Below are 21,647 nucleotides of genomic sequence, written 5' to 3' on the forward strand. Positions count from 1 at the left end.
ATAAAAAACGGCGACCATCTGGTCGCCGTTTTCTTTATTCAGCCAGTGCGCGCGGCACCGCCAACTTGCTCAATCAGGGATTGAGGCGGGTCGGCATACCGGTACGCTGTTCCAGCACCTGCTTGACCACGTTGGAGTCAGACTCGGCGTGAGCGATGAAGCGGGTGATAGCCGGTGTCATCGGGAGCGGCACGGAGGCGGTGGAGTTGAACTCCTCCTCGGTGCGCGACAGCGGCTCGTGTACTTCCATGTAGCGACCGCCATCCGGCTCGACCGTGGTCTTGACCGGCTGGTTGACGAACTGGACGCGGGTGCCGACCGGCACGTTGTCGAACAGATACTTGATGTCGTCAGCGCGCAGACGGACGCAACCGCTGCTCACCCGCAGACCGATACCGAAGGTGGCGTTGGTGCCGTGGATGGCATAGAGGTTGCCGATGTAAAGGGCGTGCAGACCCATGGGGTTATCCGGACCGGCTGGCCAGACTGCCGGCAGAGTCTTGCCCTGGGCGGCATAGCGACGACGGATGTTCTCGGTCGGGGTCCAGGTCGGGTTGGCGCGCTTGCGCTCTACCTTGGTGATCCAGTTCTCCGGGGTGTTTACCCCCAGCTGACCGATGCCGATGGGCAGTACTTCCACCACGTTCTTCCCTTTCGGGTAGTAGTAGAGACGCATCTCGGCAACGTTGATGACGATCCCTTCGCGGGGCGCGTTGGGCAGGATCAGCTGATGAGGGATGATCAGAGTGCTACCCGCCTTCGGCAGATAGGGATCAACGCCCGGGTTGGCTTCCATGATGTTGGTCAGACCCAGCTGGAAGTCAGCAGCGATCTGCTCCAGCGGACGGTTGTCCGCAGGCACCACGTATTCCTGGTTTTCACCGATCAGGCGACTGTTGGCCGCAGGCAGACGGTACTCGACGGCGGCAGCCTGCTGGCTGACCAGCGCAAATGTGCATAAAAGGGCCGAAGCGGCAGTGCGAAGGGGATTCATAAAATTCCTGTGTGGTTTCCTGTACCAAATGGGCCGGGGGCCGTCTCATCCTCGGTCTGCCGGTGGCGGGTCAACCTGCCCCACGACGCCAATAACCGAGCGCGCATTCTTTCCTGAGTCGGCCAAAATTTCAACTTCCATATGTTGCTTTTCTTGTTAAAAGTAGCCGTTTTCGATGTGACGCTTATCAACAGGGCAAAAGCCCACCTGGCAAGTCGCAGCAAAGAGAAAGATCAATGGCACTGCCCGCCTGTCAGCGGGCCACCCGAGCCCCCGTCAACCACAATGCTGCGCCACCTTGTGTCACGGTTGCAGCCCTAGCTAAAACGTTTGTCACATCCGGGGAGATAAGCCAATGTCGACGGAGGCTCTGTATTGGCATGAAGAGGGATAAAACCGTGCATCGGCCACCAGCCGGTGCCGGTTTCAGCTATAAAAAAACCGCTCCGAAGAGCGGTTAATGGAGCCACCAGGCAACCATAAAAGGGACTACAGGTAGTTGTCATTGGAATTACTGGACGGCTGCCTCTCCGGTGCCATTCTGCTCTTTGAGGAAGCTGATCCACGGAGATGCCCGACCGCTGACGTTGCCATTCTGAGCCGCCTGGGTGAAGGCGTTGAGGGCCTCCTTCGGCTTTTGTTGCTCAAAATAGGCGACCCCGGTCAGGAACTTGAGATCCGCACGCTGTTCACCATTGGCATTGGCTGCCGGTTTGGCGGCCAGCGCCACCAGATCCTGATAGCGTTTGCTCTGGATCATCATGCGCGCCATTTTCAGCTGCAGATCTGCGCTCGGGGCCAGCTGGTAGGATTTGGCCAGGGTGTCGATGGCCGGATCCAGCTCCTTGGCCTGATGCCAGTAGTTGGCCAGGGTCTTGTAGTTGCCGGCGCTCTGCTCAATCACCCCGTCCTTCATCCCCTTCTCCATCACCCGTGCGGCGCGATGGGGAATGCCGGTGAAGGCGAGGTAGTTGGCGAGGCGCTGCAGCTCGGCGGCCTCGGTCAACATGCCGAGGTTGTAGGCCGACTCCAGCGCCGCCAGCGCCTTGGCATCGTTGCCTGCCTGCATATGCATGGCCGACAGCTGGGTCCAGTACTTCTTCTTCTCCGGGAACATGTTGACCAGAGAGGTCAGCACCTCGGTCGCCGGTTTGTACTGTTTCAGCTCGTAGTGAGCGCCCATCTTCAGCAGATACCAGGACTCCGGCGCTTTACCTGCCGACAGCTTGATCGCCTGATCCACCGCCGGGATCGCGTCACGGTACTGCTTGAGCTGCACGTGGGCGTTGGCCAGCGTGATATAGGCATGGGAGTTGGGCTTGTCATCCTTGCCCTGGTTGGCAAACCACTCCTTCATGGTCTTGATCGACCCCTGATAATTACCCTCCGCCATATAGAGCTGGGCCAGGTTGTAGCGCACCTGCTGGGCCACCGGTGGCGGCAAGCCGCCTGTCGCGATGGCATCGGCAAAGTACTTGGTCGCCTGACCGTATTTCTCCTGCTGGGCGGCTACGAAACCGAGGGTCTGCAATATGACCCCCTTGTCGTAGACCCGCTCGCCCGCGCCGGAAAGCGCATCTTGCAGCTTGGCATTGGCCTCACCGTATTTCTTCTCGGTGATCAGCTCCTGCGCCTTGTTGACCGCCCGATAGGCCCGATCCGACAGGGCCGGCTGCTCGGCGGCCCAACTGGCGGTGCTGAGCAGCACCGCCATAGCGACCGGGGCGAGGATCATCTTGTGTAACTTGTTCATCGCCACCTTCCTTAGTTGACCGCAAACTCGATCTCTTGCTGCATCCGGCTCGCCTGCGGCTTGCCATCCACCATGGCCGGTTTGAACGTCCACTTGGCGATGGTTTTGCGCGCCTCTTTGCCGAGGTCATAGCTGCGCGGCTCTTCCTTGACGATCCGCACGTTGCTGACGGTGCCGCGCTCGGTGACGGTGAACTCCACCAGCACCTTGCCGGAAGCCAGCCCCGCCAGTGCCGCCTTGCGGGGCATCATGGGCTCGAAGGTTGCCAGCGGAATAGCGCCGTTGTTGCCACCGACGCCACCACCACCGCCGCCGGTGCTGTAGGCACCCAGCGCGTTACCACCACCGATGTTGACCGGGATGTCGAGCTTGGGCATGTCCATCGGCGCGCTCTCCATCTTCGGCCGATCCGTGCTGGCCACTTCCATCTCGGGAGGCGGTGGCGGACGCTTGGGCGGCGGCGGTTTGGGCAGCTCCCGCTGTTTCTCTTGCAGGGTCTCCTGGGGCTTGAGGCGGATGAAATCGGTCATGGTGACGTCATCCTTCTCCACCAGCTCCCGGTGATCCGGTGTGATCAGCTTGTTCATTCCCAGAAACAGAAAGAACACCACCACACAGGAGACCGCCAACGATATCAGGTATCTCATAGGTCTCTCTCCGGCATCAGCTGCTCTTGTCTGCCGCGATGGAGATGTTCTGGACACCGGCCATGCGGATCTGATCCATGACCTGCACCACCAGACCGGAACGGGATTCGTTATCGGCCTGGATCACCACGGCACTCTCCGGGTTCTCGGCCCGCAGCCGCTCGATGTTGGCGCGCACCGCCCCCACCTCGACCACCCGCTTGTCGACCCAGACCTGACCGTTTTCGCGCACCGCGACCATGATATTGCCCTTCTTCACCGTCTCGGCCGTGCTGGCACTGGGACGGTTGATCTCGACACCGGACTCCTTGACGAAGGAGGTGGTGACGATGAAGAAGATCAGCATGATGAACACTATGTCCAGCATGGGGGTCAAATCGATAGCCGCCTCGTCAGCACCGCTGTCGCTGTAACGTTTTCTCATAGCAGAAACTCCTTGCTTGTTCTGTGCCCCCGGCAGGCCATGCCTCGCCGGGGGTATGCATCCTGCATCAACCGTGTTTCAGGTTGTCTTCCAGCTTTTGCACCGCCAGTTTGGCCTTGTGATCGAGCTGGTTGACAAAAAACAGGCCGGAAAGGGCGGCGATCATGCCCGCCATGGTCGGTACCGTTGCCTTGGAGATCCCCGATGCCATCGCCCGCGGCGAACCGGTGCCGGTGATGGCCAGGGTGTCAAACACCTGCACCATCCCCACCACGGTCCCGAGCAACCCCATCAACGGGCAAAGAGCGATCAGCACCTTGATGACCGGCATCCCCTTGTCCACCGCCATGGCGACCCGTGAGACCAGCTCGCGCCGGATCTGCTTGGCAGACCAGGAGAGATGATCGGTACGGGCCAGCCAGGTCGCCTTGGTCTGCTTCACCTGCTTGGGGTAGACCGCCATGAAGTAGAACCAGCGCTCCAGCAACAGGGCCCACATCATCAGGGTCAGGAAGAACAGGGCGACCAGTACATCGCCCCCCAATCCCAAAAACCGGCGGACCGACTCGACTTCTTCAATCAACCAGAACCACATGGGTGACTCCTTACGCTGCGGCTTTGGAGGCGTGCAGACGTTCCTGATAACGGGCGACGAAACCGGCGCTCTGCTCTTCCAGCACCTGGATCAGACGACGGCTCTGGGTCTGCACAATGGTGTAGAGGAACAGCATGGGCACCGCGACGACCAGACCCTGCATGGTGGTCACCAGCGCCTCGGAGATACCGCCTGCCATCAGCTTGGGATCGCCGGTACCGAACAGGGTGATGGCCTGGAAGGTGGCAATCATCCCCACAACGGTACCGAGCAGGCCCAGCAGCGGCGCGACGGAGGCGATCAGCTTGATGATGCTGATGCCCTTCTCGAACTTGGGCACGTTGCGCAGGATGATCTCATCGAGCTTGGACTCCAGATCCTCGATGTTGTCACCGCGATGGCTCTGGTAGGCCCCCAGCATGTCACCAATGGGGTTGCCCTTGATGATCTGATCGGATTTCAGCTGCTTGCGCATGGACGAGCCGATCAGCGACAGGCGGATACCGCAGAAGATGGCCAGCAGGGTACCGATGACCCCCAATGCCAGGATCACATAACCCACGGAACCACCCTGATCGATACGCTCCTTGAGGGTCGGTGACTGCACCAGCAGGGAGAGGATCACGCCGCGAGACGGGTCGATAAAGATGGGCTTGACCCCGTCACCGCCCTGTTCAAACTCGGCGATGGGAGCCAGCACGCTCTTCTCCGGTTGACGGGAGAGCTGCTCGAACTTGCCGGTCTCCGGCACGAAGGTGAGGTACTTGCCTTCGGAAACAGTGTTGAACTCGCCGATCTGGGTGACGGTCTTCTCGGCCTGGTTGCCTTCGCCGTAAACCACGGTCGCCGGGATCTGGCTCACCTTGCCACCGTCCACCATGCGGCTGAGGGTGGTGGTCCAGAACGCTTCCAGATCGTCGCTGGAGGGGAGCTCTTTACTCTCGGCCAGACGGGTCAACAGGGCGGATTGCTCCGGATGCTCGACCCGACGAGCGGAGGCGTTGAAGATCCCCTTGAACTCACCGGCGAACTGACGCAGCACACCAAACATCTCGCCCATGTTGCCAGAACGCTGGCGCAGGGTTTCGGTCAGCTCGGTCAGCTGCTTGTCGTTGGCATCGAATGTCGCCTTGAGCTGCTCGCCCTTGGCGGTTTCGGCTGCCAGCTCGGCCTTGGCCTTGGCCAGCAGCGCCCCCTGCTCGTTCTTGTCAGCCAGGAAGCGGGCTTCCCGCTCCTTGTTGAGTTGGGATTCGCTCAGGCTGGAGGCCTTGACCTGGTTCAGCAGCGCATTGAGATCCACCGGTTTTTCGGCGGCGGTCACCGGCAGGGTGACCAGGGTTGCTCCCGCAATCAGGGAGGCAATAGCAAGTTTGATTCCTTTCATGATGCTTTCTCCGCAGTTTGAACCGGCAGCTTGATCAGCGCGGGAGGCGCCTGCTTCTTGGCGATGCGAAGGCCCTGTTCAACCGCACTGCGATACTCCTGGGGCAACTCTTCCCACTGGCGGGTCTGCTTGTTCCACATGCCGGTCTCCTGACCATCCGGGGACTGGTAAAGCAGTGCGATACGGCCAACGCGCAGGAACTCGTAGGTCTTCTCGCTGCCATCCTTGTCCAGGCTCGCCTTGTAGGCCTCGATGGTGCGGCTGAAGCCCTCCTCGATCTGGTAGGCTTCCAGGATCTTGCGGTACTTCTCGGAGATGGTGACATCGGCCCGGTTCATCAGGTCGGTCAGGGCCGCCACGCGGTCCTCGCGCTCGACCTTCTGGAACGGCAGATCCAGTGACACAAACTGCTCGAGGGAGTCGATCATCTTGAGCATCAGCGGCACCACTTCGGTGCTGGTCTGGTCGATCTGGGCGATCTGCTTTTGCATCGACGCCAGCTCGGCACTCTGGGACTCGACCATCTTGCTCACCTGCTCGTTGTAGGTGCGCAGACTGTCGACCTGACGCAGGGCGGCCTTGTACTGGGCCAATGCGGATTCGGCAGATTCGGCATAGCTGTCGATCTTCTGCTGGGAAACTTTGGATGCGTTGTCGGTGGCGGCTTGAGCGTCCACGGCCTGACCGGCAGTGGCGGCACTCAGATTGAAGCTGGTCAACAAGGCGGCCGAAACCAGGCTGCCAAGGAGCGCTTTCTTCATTGTAATGGTCCTTGTCTTCATAGGATTACCCTATCTCCGTAACTTCCTTGGACGTTGGGCACAGCCGGCCCGACCGGGCCGGCTGAGGTTGTATATCAACAGGGTTGATTAGAACTTCTGGGTGTAGTCGATGTAGTAGACGCGACCGTCGATGCCGTAGAGGTATTCATCGTAAGTGAAACCATCGTTGGACAGGGAAGGCCCGCGGTTGAACATGTTCTTCACGCCGGTCTGGATCTTGGCATTCCAGCTGGTATCGACCGCGACGTTCAGGTTCCAGATGGTGTTGGAAGCAATATGGCCCTCTTCCTTGTCATCCACATAGTCCTGGCTCTGGGAGTCGATATAGTTGGTGCTCAGGTAGGTATCCAGATTCCACAGCTGCGGGAAGTTGGCACCGATCCCGGAGTTGAAGCGGAAGTCGGGTTTGCCATTCCAGCCCTTCTTGTCGACCATTGGGCCACCAGCAAACAGACCTTCCTCATATTTCAGGATGTAGCTGCTGCCAAAGTCGTAACGCAGGGTGAAGGAGTTGAAGTCGTACTTGTAGTCCGCCTTGAAGTCGATACCACTGGTCTTGAGCTGCCCCAGGTTGACCATGCCGGCATAGACCTTCTCGACATCGCCGTTGGCATCACGGATGACGTTCGGGTTGCTGCCGGTATTGAGCTCCTGATAGAACTGGGTCTGGGTGGTAGCCAGCTGGATCACGTCATCAATCTTGATGTAGTAGTAATCGAGCGACAGGTTCAGGTTGTCCAGGGGGTTGTAAGCAGCACCGATGGTAAAGGTGTCAGCCGTCTCTTCCTTCAGGTTCTTGTTGGATTGACGTGTTGTCTCGTACTGCGCTTCGGAACAGTTGGCAATGCCATTGGCCTGGCAGTAAACATAGTCCTTGGCAAAGTCCGCTGACTGGGCATCCGCCGCATAGAGATCGTTCAGACCCGGCGCACGGAAAGACTGGGACCAGGAGGTACGGAACATCAGCTGGTCGAGCGGTTGATAACGCAGACTCGCTTTGGGCGAGAAGGCGCTGCCAAAATCGCTGTACTTGTCATAACGACCCGCCAGGTTCAGCTCGATCTGCTCGGTGATGGGGATCAGACTCTCGATATAGGTGGCGAACACATCGCGCACACCACCACCGGAGTTACCGGATGAACCCAGTACGTTACCCGCTTCGGACTGGCTGTCATAGGTATCGGAGTAAACCCAATCGTTATACTCGGCCCCAAGATACCAGCTGACCGGGCCAGCGGGCAGTTCGCCCATATCCCAACCTACACCGCCGTACCACTGGAAGAAGTCCATCTTGGAATTGCGGCTGGTGGTATAGGAGAGATCCTTGGTCGCCGCATCAGAGAAGCTGCCATTAACAAACTTGCCGGTATTGACCTGAGTTTCCACAGCGGGAGCCAGCACATACCCATTACCAGTACTCTGGTTATCTGTTTTGGAATACATGTAACCGGCATTCCATTCCACATCGCCTACCGCTTCGGTCGGCACCACCCCTTCAAAACCCAAGTTCAGGGTACCGGTCAAGTCAGTCACATCGTTGTCACGGGGGCCGACGTTGTTAAAGCGGTAGTACACGGTCGCGGCCTTGGCGGTGCTGAAGTTGTTGGCAGACAGAACTGCTGCGCTTTCAGGGGTGGAACCATCCACGGTAAAGGCACCGGCAGCTGGCGCGAAGCGGCCAAAACTGGTGACGCGGGAACCAATCATCTGTGGCACGAAATCCACATTGTCGTTGATATGGTAGCGCCCGTTGAGATAAACGGTATCGCGGGTACGAGAGGCAGTCTTGGCAGCGACCTGGGCAAAGTCGAAGCGGCAAGCCGTGCCCTTGGTGACGAAACCGGTGCCGGTACCTTCACAGTCAACTCCCTTCAGGGTACGGGTAACCGTCTTGCCGGTAGTGGCATCCACTCCCTTGATATTGCGGCCATAGAGACTCGGAGCAGTTGCCCCCTCTTTCGCCAGATAGTCGCGATCCTTGTAATAGATCTCGTCTTTCACATCGTGCTCGTAGACCATCATCAGGGAGCCTTTCTCACCCGAGATGCCGCTAACGATGGAACCACTCTGCTCGTCACCACCCTCTTCGGTCGGTGAACCAATACGTCCCTGGAAAGTCAGCCCTTCGAAACCCTCTTTGAGGATCACGTTGATAACGCCGCCGATGGCATCAGAGCCATACAGGGCGGAGCCACCGTCCAGGTTCACTTCCACCCGCTCAACCGCCGCCATGGGGATGGTGTTGAGGTTGATGGCAGTGCCGCCCATGGAGGGAGAACCGGCGATACGCTTGCCATTAAGCAGCACCAGCGTGCGATCTTCACCAAGACCACGCAGCCCTACTGTGGCTTGTGATTGGGCGGAACTACCGGAGGATGGGGAGAAACCACCAAAGGAGTTATAGGAGGCCTGTTTCAGATAATCGGCCACAGTCTGCTGACCAGACTGTTCAATTTGGGCTTTGCTGACAGAGACAACCGGAGTCGCCCCCTCAACATCAACACGGGAGATACGGGAGCCAGTGACTTTGATTTTCTGCAGTTTTTCGACGTTCTGCCCTTCTTCGGCAGATACGGATGGGGCCGCCGCAAGGCTCGCCAAGGCGAACGCAATCGCAGCAGAGATTCTGCTCTTCCTAAGCATCGCTTATATCCTTCCTGGTTGTTTATTGTTTGCTTCCTGATACCGCCCTCTTTGGAGCGATGTGTAAGGCTTATCAATCTTTGACTAGCGACGTCAATGGAGCAGGGGTGTGGCGAGGTCAGGCGTAGAATAAGCGGAGTGTATTAATTTTGACCGGCATAATTAGTGAATAATTCTACCAAAAACAACCAACGCAATGTAAAAACATTGTTAAATGGCATAAATGGCGCTGAATTAAAATTTGATGAACTTATTAGTTAACGTGCTGTCCGTTTATATCTTATTTTGATTTATCGGCATTAATAAGAATAAAACACTAACTTCATGAGGGTTGCACCTGACCGTTCTCATGGGGATAACAGATAAAATTGTCGAGATGACATCGTTTTCCTTCAATTTCACCAACCAAACAAAAGCGTTATAAATCAATAAGTTAAAAACAAATAAAGCTCAAATAAACAGCTGTTTATATTTTTTAAAATAATGTTGAGCAGTAGCGTTTTGTTTTGATTTTCACTTTTCAGATAAAAAACGTCATTTTTCGGTGCTTTTGGTCTCTGCGGGTCATTTGTCCCAGTTTTCCATTTCCTTGTACTTGATTTTTGTTGCAGAGCTTTTACAGTGGCCAAGCGGATTGTCTGCTGTTTGGCAACCAATCCAGCGCGTAATGCCAGGAAGGACAGGCTCGTCACCGGATTTGACTGGCCGCAAAAAAGAACAACAAGGACGAGGTTCCACCATGCTGTCGTATTTCCTACGCCGGATGCTTTTGATCATCCCGACGTTTCTCGGTATCACCCTGCTCGTCTTCACCATCACCCGTTTCGTGCCGGGCGGACCGGTCGAACGCATGCTGCTGCAAGCCCAGGTTTCCCAGAATGAATCTGGCCGCTCCAGTGGCAGCAAGGGGGCGCAGGCCCTCTCCGATGAGCAGATCGAGGAGCTCAAGGCCTTCTATGGCCTCGACAAGCCCATGCTGGTCGCCTACTGGGAGTGGTTGCAGAAGCTGGCGGTGCTCGATCTGGGCGAATCGACCCGCTACTACGAACCGGTGTGGGATCTCATCAAGGAGCGGCTCCCCGTTACCGCCTTCTTCGGGCTGGCAACCTTTCTGCTGAGCTATGCGGTCTCCATTCCGCTGGGGGTGGCGAAGGCGCTCAGGCACAACAGCCGCTTCGACTCGTTGAGCTCCATGCTTATCTACATGGCCTATGCCCTGCCCGCCTATGTGGTGGGGATCTTCCTCATCACTGTCTTCGCCTTCCATCTGGAGTGGCTGCCGATGGGCGGTTTTCCGGGGGATGATTTTGAGTACATGGAGAGCAGCTGGGATCAGATCCGCACTGTCTTTGCCCACGCCCTGCTGCCGCTTATCGCCTACGCCATCGGCGATTTCGCCATCCTCACCATGACTATGAAAAACAGCCTGATGGAGAACCTGTCGGCCGATTATGTGCGAACTGCGGTGGCCAAGGGGTTGCCGTTTCGCAAGGCGGTCACCGACCACGCGATGCGCAACAGCCTGATCCCCATCGCCAGTCACCTGGGGTCTGTGCTCACCGTTTTCTTTGGCGGCTCCTTCCTCATCGAGACCATCTTCAACATCGACGGCATCGGCCTGCTCGGTTACGAGGCGATCGTCGAGCGGGATTACCCCACCGTCATGGGCATTCTGGCCATCACCTCCATGCTGATGCTGATTGGCAATATCGTCTCCGATATCTGTGTTGCCCTCGTTGATCCCCGCGTGCGGTTTGGAGACTGACCATGAAGATCAATCCGGTTACCTTGAAAAAACTCAAGCGCTTCAAGTCGATCAAGCGCGGTTACTACTCCTTCATCATCTTCACCACCCTGGTGCTGCTCTCCCTGCTGGCGGAGCTGCTGGTCAACAGCCGGGCACTGATAGTGAGCTATCAGGGCCAGTTGCACTTCCCCACCTATGGCGATGTGATCCCCGGTCAGCAGTTCGGGCTCGATTACGAATACGAGACCAACTACCGCCAGCTCAAGGCCAAATTTGCCGCAGAGGGCCAGGGCGACTGGGTACTGCTGCCGCCGGTACCCTGGAACCCCTACGAGCAGGATTTCAAGGAGGATGCCTACCCACCCTACGCCCCCAGCGCGGCTGAGCGCCACTTCCTCGGCACCGACACCAGCGGCCGCGACGTGCTGGCGCGACTGGTTTACGGCTTTCGCATCGCCATCGGCTTTGCCTTTATCGCGCTGGCGGCCAGTTACGCCATCGGAGTCACCATCGGCTGTCTGATGGGCTTTCTCGGCGGCCGCTTCGACCTCATCCTGCAACGCTTTATCGAGATCTGGTCCCAGGTGCCGTTTCTCTACGTCATCATGATCCTGGTGTCGCTGGCCAAGCCCAACTTCGGCCTGTTTGTCGCCATCAACGTCCTGTTCGGCTGGATGGGGATCACCTGGTATATGCGCACCCTCACCTACAAGGAGCGGGCGCGGGACTATGTGATGGCGGCGCGGGCACAAGGGGCGACCACCGGGCGGATCATCTTCAACCACATCCTGCCCAACACCCTGATGATGATCGTCACCCTGGCGCCATTCGCCGTGGTGGGCAATATCTCCACCCTGACGGCGCTCGACTATCTTGGCTTCGGGCTGGCACCGCCGACCCCGAGCTGGGGAGAGCTGCTCTCCCAGGGCATCAACAATCTGGATGCCATCTGGATCGTCAGCTCGGTGGTGGCCGCGGTGAGTCTGGTGCTGATCATGGTCTCCTTTATCGGTGAGGCGATCCGCGAGGCGTTCGACCCGCGCAAATTTACCCGTTACCAATAAGCCTGCCGATGCCAACGCATCGAGGCGCCGGGTAACGAACAGTGATTAATGAAGGACGGGCCGCCACCATCGGCGGTCCCGGGAGCAAGGGATAATCCCGTTATCAATCAAGACCCCCAGTGCAGGGGCCAGACCTGGAAGTCAAACATGAAAAATAAAATCAAATGGATAGGTGCTCTCTTTGTGCTGGTAAACGGATCCTGGGTCTGGGCGGCCAGCCTGCCCGCGGATCTCAAATGGGAGACCAACGACACGGATCCTGTGTTCGCCTCCCCCAAAGCGCTGTCGGGCGGCAACCTCAATATGTTTGTGGAGAGCTTTCCGCTGACGTTCCGCACCGTAGGGCCAGATTCCAACGGATCGTTCCGCTCCTTTATTCTCGATAACCAGTTGCGGCTCATCAGCTTCCACCCCAATACCGGCAACCCCATCCCCTCGCTCGCGACCCACTGGGCCATCGCGCCAGACAGCCAGACCGTCTACTTCAAGCTGGATCCGCGAGCCAAATGGTCGGATGGCAAGCCGGTCAATGCTGACGACTACACCTTCGGCTACGAGATGATGCGCTCAAAAGAAATCCGCGCCCCTTGGTTCAACAACTACTACACCACCGAAGTGGTCGCGGTAGAGAAGATCGACGACCACACCATTATGGTCAAAGCGGGTAACCGCAAGGCCAAGCTGGACCTGCTCAACACCACCGAGTTGTGGCCCCAGCCCAAGCACTATTACAAGCTGACCCCCAACTGGGTGAAGCAGTACAACTGGGCCGTAGTGCCCACCACAGGTCCCTACGTGATCAGCGACGTCAAGAAGGGCAAGTCGGTTACCTTCAGCAAGCAGAAGGATTGGTGGGCACAGAACTATCGCTACAACCAGCACAGATTCAATATCGATACCATCAAGGTGCAAGTGATCCGCGATCACAACATCGCCTTCCGCCACTTCCTGAAAGGGGAGATCGATACCTTCGAGATGATCCTGCCCAACTGGTGGCATGAAAAAGCGGTCACCCCGGAGTACAAAAAAGGCTACGTGCAGAAGGTAATGGCCATGACCGACACCAAACAGGGGGCGCAGGGACTGCACCTCAATGTGGCCAACCCCAAGCTGGCGGACGTGAACGTGCGCCTCGGCATCCAGCACGCCTTCAACATCGACAAGATGATCGAGACCGTGCTGCGCGGCGACTATGACAGAGCCACCACCTTCGACTCGGGCTTTGGCGAGTTCACTGACATCACGCTGCCACAGCGGGCTTATGACATCGGCAAGGCGCGGGAGTACTTTGCCAAGGGCGGCTACGACAAGCCGGGGCCGGACGGCATCCTGCAAAATGAGAAGGGAGAGCGGCTGACGCTGGCACTCACCTACACCAGTCAGGAGCACTCCAAGCGACTGACCGTGCTGAAGGAAGAGGCCAAGAAGGCGGGTCTGGATCTGGAGCTCAATCTGGTGGATGGCGCCACCGGCTTCAAATCGATGCTGGAGAAGAAACACGAGGCGGCCTGGATGGGCTGGGCTGGCGGCGGTCTCTATCCGCAATATTGGGAGTTTTTCCACTCCGCCAACGCCAACAAACCGCAGACCAACAACCTGTTCAACGTGGCTGACAAGGAGCTGGACACGCTGATCGATGCCTACAACGTCGAATTCGACATGGCCAAACGGGCCAAGCTCTCCCAGCAGATCCAGCAGCGCATCTATGATCTCGCCATCTTCGTGCCTGGGGTGCAGCTCAACTATGTGCGGGCCAGCAGCTGGCGTTATGTGATGCTGCCGGAAGTGCCTGCCACCAAGAACACGCCGGATCTGCTCTACTGGCCGATGGACGGTTATCCTCACAGTAGCGGCGGTCTGCTCTGGCTCGATCCCAAGGTGAAGGAAGAGACCCACAACGCCAAGGAGGCAGGGGAGGCGCTGGCGCCCATCAACCTGCTCGACAAGACCTATGCACGTCATTGATATTCAGGCCATTGCGAAGGGAGCAGCTGTTATGCCCAACACCCAGGCCCCCATTCTTGACGTACCGGATAACGGGGGGGAGTTCGCCGCTGATAACGGCCAGCACCCAGCCCCAATCCTCGAAGTACGCGATCTTGAGGTGGAGTTCGCCGTCGATGACGGCAAGATCAAGGTGCTCGACGGGGTCAGCTTCAAGGTGGCCCCGGGTCAGACGCTGGGGATCGTCGGCGAGTCCGGCTGTGGCAAGAGCGTTACCTCGCTCGCCATCATGGGGCTCTTGCCCAAGCCCCATGGTCAGGTAGTCGCCGGTTCCATCCGCTTTCAGGGGGAGGAGCTGCTGTCACTTGCGCCGGATCAGATGTACAAGGTGCGCGGCAACCGCATCTCGATGATCTTTCAGGAGCCGATGACGGCCCTCAACCCGGTGCAGACGGTGGGGGAGCAACTGATGGAGGTGTTTCGCCTCCATCGCCCCGAGTATGACAAGGCCCAGCGCAAAGCCGCGGCCATCGCCATGCTGCAGAAGGTGGGGATCCCGGAACCGGCCCAGCGCTTTGCGGTCTATCCCCACAACCTCTCCGGCGGTATGCGCCAGCGGGTGATGATCGCCATGGCGCTCTCCTGCGAGCCAGACCTGCTTATCTGCGACGAGCCGACCACGGCGCTGGATGTCACCATTCAGGCCCAGATCCTCGAACTGATGAAAGAGCTACAGGCCCAGACCGGGATGGCCATCATCTTTATCACCCACGATCTGGGGGTAGTAGCTGAGCTGTGCGACGAAGTGGTGGTGATGTACGCCGGACGGGCGGTAGAGCAGGCCGATGTGTTCGAGCTGTTTGACCACCCCCGTCACCCCTATACCCACGGCTTGATGAGCTCGATCCCGCGACTCGAGGATGAGCCCAAGAGCCTGCTCAAGACCATCAAGGGACAGGTGCCAGCCCTGCACGAAATGCCCGCTGGCTGCCGCTTCTCCAACCGCTGCCCCCATGCGACCGATCTCTGCATCAGCGCCATTCCGGCGGTGGAGCAACTCAATCCGCGCCACCATGTCGCCTGTCACTACTGGAAGGAGTTGACCCCATGAGCACTCTGTTATCGGTCAGGGATCTGAAACAGCACTTCCGGCTGGGAGGCGGGTTCCTACGCAAGCAATATACGGTTCATGCGGTGGATGGAATCAGCTTCGATCTCAAGCAGGGGGAGACGCTGGGGCTGGTGGGTGAGTCGGGCTGCGGCAAATCCACCCTCGGGCGCAGCCTGCTCAAGCTGTTCGAGCCGACAGCGGGCACCATCACCTTCGAGGGGCGCGATATCACAGCGCTCAGCCCGAAGGAGATGCGCTCCCTACGTCAGGAGATGCAGATGGTGTTTCAGGACCCTGCAGAATCCCTCAACAGCCGCCACACCGTGGGCCAAATTTTGGAGGAGCCCTTTATCATCCACGGTAAAGGCAACACTGAGCAACGCCGCGGCTGGGTGCAGGAGCTGCTGGCAAAAGTGGGCCTGCCGGGCAGTGCGGTGGATCGCTACCCCCACGAGTTTTCCGGCGGTCAGCGCCAGCGGATCGGCATCGCCCGCGCCATCGCCCTCAAGCCCAAGCTGCTGGTGTGCGACGAGGCGGTCTCGGCGCTCGATGTCTCGGTGCAGTCGCAGATCGTCAACCTGCTGCTCAGCCTGCAGCGGGAGATGAACCTCTCCATCATCTTCATCGCCCACGATCTGTCGGTGGTCAAACACATCTCTGATCGGATTGCGGTGATGTATCTGGGACGGATCGTCGAGCTGGCGGATGCCCAGTCGCTCTATCTGGCGCCGCGCCACCCCTATACCCAGGCACTGATCTCCGCCATTCCGGTGCCGGACCCGCGCAGGCGCAGCCAGCGCATTCTGCTGACCGGCGATGTGCCCTCCCCCATCTCGCCGCCAAGCGGCTGCCACTTCCACCAGCGCTGTCCCCATGCGACCGAGCTGTGCACAAGCAAGGCGCCAAGACTTGAGGTGTGCGATGAGGCCCATCATCAGGTGGCCTGTCACACCCCGCTCGCCGTCGGTGGTCACGCCATCAGCGGCAGTTCCATCAGTGGCAACTCTATGGGCGGCGACAACAGGCTGGAGCAGGCGAGCTAGGCGAAGCGTTCAAGCATCAGGGTAGAAACAGACGAGGCGGCCATCAGGCCGCCTCGTGCTATCGGGTCACTCTTGTCTTATCGCGTCACGGCTGCCGCTTGTCAGGCAATCTGGTAGCGGCCCGGCTTGTGGTTGAGTGTCAACACCAGATTACAGATAACCGCCGCCACGATGGATAGCGCCAGAATCCAGGGCTGCACCACGAAAAACGAGGCGACAACAATGGCGCAATCGAGCCCCATCTGCAGCTTGCCCGCCCGGATGCCAAAGCGATCCTGAATAAAGAGCGCCAGAATGTTGAAGCCCCCCAGACTCGACTTGTGGCGGAACATGATAAGCAGTCCCATGCCGATCAGGGTACCGCCGATCAGCGCCGCATAGAGGGGCTCTATCTTGCCGATCTGCAGTACGCCGTTGAGGTGATCGGTCATGTAGGAGACCGCTGCCACCGAGACAAATGTGTTGAAGGTAAAACGTGGCCCCATCCGCAACCATGCCAGCGCATAGAAGGGCAGATTGATGCCGAAAAACAGCAGGCCGAAGCTGATGCCGGTCACTTTTTGCAGCAGCAGCGCCAGCCCGGCAGTCCCGCCAGTGAGCAGGCCAACCTGATGAAACAGAAAGATGCCGAGGGAAACAAAGCTGGCCGCCGTCAGCAGGGCCAGCACATCCTCATAAATAGGATGGGCAGTGCGAATCGAGGTGTTGTCCATAACCTGTATCCAAGCGAAGTAAAGAGAGAGTGTCTGTCGCCTGCCGTTGCGGGCAGGCTGCGAGCCCTGTCCACAGGGCTTCGTTATGGGGTCCAGTCTATTTTTTGTGAAAAGGATCACAACAGTCAGGCTGAACGCCCCATTCTGGTGCCTGTCATCTGGCATTGACACTCGCTGCACCAAGATGCAGCATGCCGCGGTTTAAGCGCGCCATCACTCCATTCACAGCACGAGGCACTTTTCATGAAGGTCACCATTTTTGGCACAGGCTATGTCGGGCTGGTGCAGGCCGCCGTTCTGGCCGAGGTGGGCCATCAGGTCTGCTGCGTGGATGTGGATGGCGAGCGGATCGCCGCCCTCAGGCTGGGGCAGATCCCCTTCTATGAGCCGGGGCTGGCCCCGCTGGTCGAGAGCCATCTGGCCAGCGGCCGCCTGAGCTTCACGGTCGATCCCGCCATTGGCGTGGCACACGCCGACCTGCTGCTGATCGCCGTGGGCACCCCGGCTGACGAGGATGGCTCGGCCGATCTGCAACATGTGCTGGCAGTGGCCGACACCATAGGCCGACTGATGAGCAGCCCCAAGCTGGTGGTGACCAAGAGCACAGTGCCGGTCGGTACAACGCAGCAAGTAAGAGAACACATTGAGCAGCAGTTGGCCATGCGTGGACTGACCCTCGCCTGCGAGGTGGCGGCCAACCCCGAGTTTCTCAAGGAGGGAGCGGCGGTCAACGACTGCATGCGGCCGGATCGCATCATCATCGGCTGTGACAGTGAGCGGGCACTTGAGCAGTTGCGCGCCCTCTACGCCCCCTTCAACCGCAATCACGACCGGATAGTGGTGATGGATCTGCGCAGCGCCGAGCTCACCAAGTACGCCGCCAACGCCATGCTGGCCACCAAGATCTCCTTTATGAACGAGATGGCGGCCCTCGCCGAGCAACTGGGGGCCGATATCGAGGCGGTGCGCCAGGGGATGGGGGCCGATCCCCGCATCGGTTACCACTTTATCTACCCGGGCTGCGGCTACGGCGGCTCCTGCTTCCCCAAGGATATCAAGTCGTTGCGCCATACCGCGGCGAGTGTCGGCTGCGACGCCCCGCTGCTGACGGCGGTCGAGCAGGTCAACCAGCGCCAGCAACTGAAGATGGCGCAAACCCTGCTGACCCGCTTCGGCCCGGATCTGCGCGGCCGCACCTTCGCCCTGTGGGGGCTGGCGTTCAAACCCGGCACCGACGATATGCGCGATGCGCCGAGCCGCCCGCTGCAGGCCGCCATCTGGGCTGCCGGTGGCCGGGTGCAGGCCTTTGATCCCAAGGCGATGGGGCGTGCCCGCCAGATCTACGGCCAGCGGCCGGATCTGCTGCTCTGCCCCACTCAGGAGGCTGCACTGGAAGGGGCCGATGCCCTGCTCATCTGTACCGAGTGGCAGGCGTTTCGCGCCCCCGATTTCCAGCAGCTAAAGGCCCTGCTCAACCAGCCTGTCATCATCGATGGCCGCAACCTCTATGATCCGCGCCAGCTCAGCGAGCTCGGGTTTGACTATCACGCCATCGGGCGGCCACATCTTCCCGCCAAAAAGCAGCCAGCCAACACCAGCAGCAATCCGGAGGCCCAACCATGATCTATCTGGTCACCGGCGTCGCTGGCTTTATCGGTTTTCATGTGGCCAACCGGCTCTGCGCGGCAGGTCATCGGGTGGTGGGCATCGACAATCTCAACGACTACTACGAGGTGAGTCTGAAAGAGGCGCGACTGGCACAATTGGCCAGCTATCCCCACTTCCACTTCGAACGGGTCGATCTGGCGGATCGCGAAGCGATGGCGGCTCTCTTTGCCCGTCATGGTTTCGAGCGGGTAATCCATCTGGGGGCGCAGGCGGGAGTGCGCTACTCGCTGGAAAACCCCTTTGCCTATGCCGACAGCAACCTCACCGGCATGCTGACGGTGCTGGAGGGGTGCCGCCAGCACGGCATCCAGCATCTGCTCTACGCCTCCTCCAGCTCGGTTTATGGTCTGACCGACCAGATGCCCTTCACCACCGAGCAGCCGGTGGATCACCCGGTCTCCCTCTACGCTGCCACCAAGAAGAGTGGCGAGCTGATGGCTCACGCCTATTCCACGCTCTATGGCCTGCCCACCACAGGGTTGCGCTTTTTCACCGTCTACGGCCCCTGGGGTCGGCCCGACATGGCCATCATCAAGTTCACCCGCGCCATCCTCGCGGGCGAGCCTATCGACGTCTATAACCACGGCGATCTCAGCCGCGACTTCACCTTTATCGACGACATCGTCGAGGGGATCCTCGCCGTCGCCGACCAGCCGCCCCGTCCCAATCCCGATTGGCACGCCAGCGAGCAGAGCCCGGCCGAGAGCGCCGCGCCCTACCGCATCCTCAACATCGGTCATGGCCAACCGGTGCGGCTGCTCGACTTTATCGAGGCGCTGGAAGAGGCCCTCGGCAAACCCGCCATCAAGCGGATGCTGCCGATGCAGGCGGGCGACATGCACGCCACCTGGGCCGATAGCGAGCCCCTCCACACCCTCACCGGCCTGCGCCCCGCCACCTCCATCAAGGAGGGGGTCGCCGCGTTCGTGCGCTGGTATCTCGACTACTACAAGCCCGACGTGTGAAATTGCCGAACTGTAGCCCTTGGTCGCCGATGAGTTAATCCGGTACCACTGGCTTGCCACGCGTTTTAGGATGGCTGAACGCACTGTCTGCGCACCATAGCGAGGATTTGAGATGCAACAGCAGGAACAGGGTCTGATCGATGGACTGTTCGACCGCCTCAAGCAAGCGCAAGCCAGGGATAGCAAGCGAGACCAACAAGCGGAGCAGCTGATCCGCCAGCATCTGGCAGAGCAGCCCGATGCCCCCTACTACATGACCCAGGCGCTGCTGATCCAGCAGGCTGCCCTTACCCGCCTCAACGAGCGAGTCAAGGAGCTGGAGGCCAGCCAAAGCAGTTCGAGCGGCGGCAGTTTTCTCTCCGGCCTGTTTGGTGGCGAGAACACTCCGCCCCCGCGCTTCACGCCGCCACCGGCAACTGCGCCTGCCCAACCCGCTTCCCGTACCAGCTCCTTTCTCGGTGGCGCCCTGCAAACCGCAGCCGGGGTTGCCGGCGGAGTCATGCTGGCCGACATGATCGGCGGACTGTTTCACAGCAACCGGCCCGAGGAGATCATCGACATCATAGAGCCAGCGCCCATTGCCAATCCGGTCGATGCGGAACCGGTACGCTGGGACGGCTGGGATTCACCTCCCGATGTTGGCAGCAGTTTTCTCGACGACGATAGCCAGAGTGGCGGCTGGACCGACAGTGACGATAACAACGGCGGTTTCTTCTAACCGTCAAACCATTACTGGCCCCGCATCTGGCGGGGCCCAACTCGATACGAAACCCATGACTATGGAAAGTGTGATGACACCACGGACCGGCAGCTGCATGACGCGATATAATCACTTCGCTTCGTGCCACCCGGGAGATACTCCCGACCCCAGGCGCTCTGTCCGTGGCCACGCAACACCCCCATGACGACAAGGAGCCACCTCATGATCCGAACCCTTCTCCTGATTGGTGCCGCCATCGCGGCCTATGCCCTGACCCAGAGCCACTCTCTGCTTCCCCTGCTCAGCCTGCTGGCCCTGCTTTCGCTCTGGGTTGTCAGCGAAATTGGCAGCTTCTATCGCACGCTTCCTCCCACGGTGCTGGATGAGCAGGAGTATCACCACGACTTTTAACCGGATGAAAAATGGTGTGAAACTGTCGAGATGCCGTTAGTTCCATACCGTTTTGCTCTCTGAAATCTCCACTCTATAACAACAGGATCCACTGGGTTCGTGGCGATAGCAGCCATGTTCCTCTATATCTTCTGTACTCAAACAGGAGATAACCCATGAGGCACATCAGCGAAAACGGACTGTTTTTGCTGCTTTTTTTGTCGTTGTTACTGGCAGGTACGCCGCGGGCGATGGCACAAGGCAGGGATTTCAGACAGGCCCCCAAGGCGCTGACGGCGATCAAGCAGGGTCAAGTGGCCCAGCAACACGGCAATCTGCAAAAAGCCATCGCTCTCTACTGTGTCGCCGCCAGCACCGGCAATCCCGAAGGTTATTTCCGGATCGGCCGCCTGCTCGCCACCGGCCCCACCTCGATACGCAGCGCCAAGCTGGCCAACAGCTACCTCGCCATGGCAATGCGCCTTGGTAACCGACAGGCTGCCCGCTACTACAACGCTCGCATCGGCAATGCCCCCATGGGTGATCAGTGCGGCATCGGGATCCGTGGCGGTCAGGGTGGCTATCTGGCCGGGCTCCCTTCCACCCCCTTCAATGTCGACACCTGGGTTGCCCGCCAGCCCCCCGCCAAGCAAAAACTGGTCACCATGCTGCGCCACGCCGCCAAACACCATAAGGTGGATGCCCGGCTGGTGCTGGCGATTGCCATCGCAGAATCAAATCTCAACAGCCGCGCCGTTTCACCCAAGAATGCTCAGGGGCTGATGCAACTCATCCCCGAAACCCAGCAACGGTTCGGGGTAACCCGGCCATTCGATCCGGCCCAGAACATCAAGGGTGGCGTAAGTTATCTCAAGTGGCTGGACCGCCGCTTCGATGGCGACTGGGTGCTGATCTCGGCAGCCTACAATGCCGGGGAAAAAGCGGTGGAGCGCTATGGCGGGATCCCGCCCTATGACGAGACCCGGGAGTATGTCAAACGGGTGCTCTACTTCGCTGGCCACAAACAGCCCTGAACCTGTTCGACTAGCTGCACGCTATTGACAAAAAACGTACCACTAT

Annotated in this window: 19 protein-coding genes; 10 read left to right on the top strand and 9 right to left on the bottom strand. The window is 59.2% G+C overall.

What is annotated here, in order from left to right:
• Positions 1–73: 73 nt before the first annotated feature.
• The 8 genes from A9G06_RS19575 to A9G06_RS19610 all read right to left on the bottom strand — a co-directional run bounded on the left by A9G06_RS19575 (position 74) and on the right by A9G06_RS19610 (position 9,222).
• Positions 74–994: a L,D-transpeptidase family protein gene (locus tag A9G06_RS19575; protein WP_005338927.1), complete on the bottom strand. Its 921-nt coding sequence runs from the start codon at positions 992–994 to the stop codon at positions 74–76.
• Positions 995–1,505: 511 nt separating this feature from the next.
• Positions 1,506–2,747, bottom strand: coding sequence for a tetratricopeptide repeat protein (locus A9G06_RS19580; protein ID WP_069556322.1), 1,242 nt, complete (start codon positions 2,745–2,747; stop codon positions 1,506–1,508).
• A gap of 11 nt (positions 2,748–2,758) precedes the next feature.
• Positions 2,759–3,394: an energy transducer TonB gene (locus A9G06_RS19585; RefSeq protein WP_005343441.1), complete on the bottom strand. Its 636-nt coding sequence runs from the start codon at positions 3,392–3,394 to the stop codon at positions 2,759–2,761.
• Between the two features lie 16 nt (positions 3,395–3,410).
• Positions 3,411–3,818 (bottom strand): biopolymer transporter ExbD, encoded by a 408-nt coding sequence (locus tag A9G06_RS19590; RefSeq protein ID WP_005338933.1) that lies wholly within the window; start codon positions 3,816–3,818, stop codon positions 3,411–3,413.
• A 67-nt stretch (positions 3,819–3,885) separates the two neighbouring features.
• Complete coding sequence (locus A9G06_RS19595) at positions 3,886–4,413, bottom strand: MotA/TolQ/ExbB proton channel family protein (RefSeq protein ID WP_005338936.1); 528 nt, start codon at positions 4,411–4,413, stop codon at positions 3,886–3,888.
• Positions 4,414–4,423: 10 nt separating this feature from the next.
• Complete coding sequence (locus A9G06_RS19600) at positions 4,424–5,797, bottom strand: MotA/TolQ/ExbB proton channel family protein (protein WP_069556323.1); 1,374 nt, start codon at positions 5,795–5,797, stop codon at positions 4,424–4,426.
• Complete coding sequence (locus A9G06_RS19605; RefSeq protein WP_005338938.1) at positions 5,794–6,558, bottom strand: DUF3450 domain-containing protein; 765 nt, start codon at positions 6,556–6,558, stop codon at positions 5,794–5,796. Before A9G06_RS19605 ends, A9G06_RS19600 begins: the two co-directional genes overlap by 4 nt.
• A gap of 108 nt (positions 6,559–6,666) precedes the next feature.
• On the bottom strand, positions 6,667–9,222 hold the full coding sequence (locus A9G06_RS19610; RefSeq protein ID WP_069556324.1) for a TonB-dependent receptor: 2,556 nt from the start codon (positions 9,220–9,222) through the stop codon (positions 6,667–6,669).
• Positions 9,223–9,961: 739 nt separating this feature from the next.
• On the opposite strand from A9G06_RS19610, the gene A9G06_RS19615 reads away from it, so the two are divergent.
• The 5 genes from A9G06_RS19615 to A9G06_RS19635 all read left to right on the top strand — a co-directional run bounded on the left by A9G06_RS19615 (position 9,962) and on the right by A9G06_RS19635 (position 16,131).
• Positions 9,962–10,987 carry an ABC transporter permease subunit gene (locus A9G06_RS19615; protein WP_031227629.1) on the top strand — a complete coding sequence of 342 codons (1,026 nt, stop codon included), beginning with the start codon at positions 9,962–9,964 and terminating at the stop codon, positions 10,985–10,987.
• Between the two features lie 2 nt (positions 10,988–10,989).
• Positions 10,990–12,033 carry an ABC transporter permease gene (locus tag A9G06_RS19620; protein ID WP_064341048.1) on the top strand — a complete coding sequence of 348 codons (1,044 nt, stop codon included), beginning with the start codon at positions 10,990–10,992 and terminating at the stop codon, positions 12,031–12,033.
• A 147-nt stretch (positions 12,034–12,180) separates the two neighbouring features.
• Positions 12,181–13,998, top strand: a complete 1,818-nt coding sequence (locus tag A9G06_RS19625) for an extracellular solute-binding protein (RefSeq protein ID WP_069556325.1) — start codon at positions 12,181–12,183, stop codon at positions 13,996–13,998.
• A gap of 31 nt (positions 13,999–14,029) precedes the next feature.
• Positions 14,030–15,088 carry an ABC transporter ATP-binding protein gene (locus A9G06_RS19630; protein WP_069556326.1) on the top strand — a complete coding sequence of 353 codons (1,059 nt, stop codon included), beginning with the start codon at positions 14,030–14,032 and terminating at the stop codon, positions 15,086–15,088.
• Positions 15,085–16,131: an ABC transporter ATP-binding protein gene (locus A9G06_RS19635; RefSeq protein ID WP_069556327.1), complete on the top strand. Its 1,047-nt coding sequence runs from the start codon at positions 15,085–15,087 to the stop codon at positions 16,129–16,131. The genes A9G06_RS19630 and A9G06_RS19635 overlap by 4 nt, the downstream gene beginning before the upstream one ends.
• A gap of 101 nt (positions 16,132–16,232) precedes the next feature.
• On the opposite strand, the gene A9G06_RS19640 is transcribed toward A9G06_RS19635, so the two are convergent.
• Positions 16,233–16,844, bottom strand: a complete 612-nt coding sequence (locus A9G06_RS19640) for a YitT family protein (RefSeq protein ID WP_069556328.1) — start codon at positions 16,842–16,844, stop codon at positions 16,233–16,235.
• A 243-nt stretch (positions 16,845–17,087) separates the two neighbouring features.
• Here A9G06_RS19640 and A9G06_RS19645 point away from each other — a divergent pair, with 243 nt between their 5' ends.
• The 5 genes from A9G06_RS19645 to A9G06_RS19665 all read left to right on the top strand — a co-directional run bounded on the left by A9G06_RS19645 (position 17,088) and on the right by A9G06_RS19665 (position 21,601).
• Positions 17,088–18,467 (top strand): UDP-glucose/GDP-mannose dehydrogenase family protein, encoded by a 1,380-nt coding sequence (locus A9G06_RS19645; protein ID WP_069556329.1) that lies wholly within the window; start codon positions 17,088–17,090, stop codon positions 18,465–18,467.
• Entirely contained in the window at positions 18,464–19,477 is a 1,014-nt protein-coding gene (locus tag A9G06_RS19650) for an NAD-dependent epimerase (protein WP_069556330.1), read from the top strand. Before A9G06_RS19645 ends, A9G06_RS19650 begins: the two co-directional genes overlap by 4 nt.
• A gap of 112 nt (positions 19,478–19,589) precedes the next feature.
• On the top strand, positions 19,590–20,195 hold the full coding sequence (locus A9G06_RS19655; protein ID WP_069556331.1) for a DUF2076 domain-containing protein: 606 nt from the start codon (positions 19,590–19,592) through the stop codon (positions 20,193–20,195).
• 204 nt (positions 20,196–20,399) lie between these two features.
• Entirely contained in the window at positions 20,400–20,588 is a 189-nt protein-coding gene (locus tag A9G06_RS19660; RefSeq protein WP_069556332.1) for a hypothetical protein, read from the top strand.
• A gap of 155 nt (positions 20,589–20,743) precedes the next feature.
• Positions 20,744–21,601, top strand: coding sequence for a lytic transglycosylase domain-containing protein (locus tag A9G06_RS19665; RefSeq protein WP_069556333.1), 858 nt, complete (start codon positions 20,744–20,746; stop codon positions 21,599–21,601).
• Positions 21,602–21,647: the final 46 nt, after the last annotated feature.

Source organism: Aeromonas sp. DNP9, from assembly GCF_001728955.1.
GTDB classification, from domain to species: domain Bacteria; phylum Pseudomonadota; class Gammaproteobacteria; order Enterobacterales; family Aeromonadaceae; genus Aeromonas; species Aeromonas veronii.